At 73.1% G+C, this 897-nt stretch carries 1 protein-coding gene; it reads left to right on the forward strand.

From position 1 onward, the window contains the following. Positions 1 to 106: 106 nt before the first annotated feature. Positions 107 to 897: aldehyde dehydrogenase family protein (locus AC3A6Y_RS34940; RefSeq protein WP_487872783.1), on the forward strand; the 791-nt coding region annotated here is incomplete at its 3' end.

Consider the following 897-nt stretch of genomic DNA (forward strand, 5'->3'; position numbering starts at 1 on the left):
GGGCCGCGCACGCGCGACCTCGGCGGCACGGCCTCCACCACCGACATGGGCATCGCGATCGCCGAGCGCGTTGCTGCAGCCTGATCCACTCTCCATGACAAACACCATGACACTGACACTCGAACGCCAGGACCTGATGCCCGGGCGCCAGCTGATCGGCGCCCAATGGCGCGGCGCGAGCGACGAACGCCGCCTGGAGGTCACCGACCCCGCCACCGGCACCGTCTTCGCCAGCGTGCCCGACGGCACGGGCGCCGACGCGCGCGCGGCCGTCGATGCCGCGCACGCCGCCTTCCCGGCCTGGCGCGCCGTGCCGGCCAAGCAGCGCGCCCAGGTCATCAAGCGCTGGAACGACCTGGTGATGGCGCACCAGGAGGACCTGGGCCGGCTGATCTCGCGCGAGCAGGGCAAGCCGCTGGCCGAGGGCCGCGGCGAGGTGGCCTATGCGGCCAGCTACATCGAGTGGTTCGCCGAGGAAGCCACGCGCGCCAACGGCGACGTGATTCCGGCGCCGCTGGCGGGGCGGCGCATGTTCGCGCTGAAGGAGCCGGTGGGCGTGGTGGCCGCCATCACGCCGTGGAACTTCCCGGCGGCGATGATCGCGCGCAAGATCGCGCCGGCGCTGGCGGCCGGCTGCACCGTGGTGTGCAAGCCGGCCGAGGACACGCCGCTGACTTCGCTGGCGCTGGTCAAGCTGGCGCAGGAGGCGGGGGTGCCGGCGGGGGTGATCAACATCGTCACGGCCTCGCGCGAGCGCACGCCCGAGGTGGTGGACGTGTGGCTGGACGACGCGCGCGTGCGCAAGATCAGCTTCACGGGCTCCACGCCGGTGGGCCAGCACCTGGCGCGCCGCTCGGCCGACACGCTCAAGAAGCTCTCGCTCGAGCTCGGCGGCAA

It is taken from the genome of Variovorax sp. Soil_C_17 (assembly GCF_057657265.1).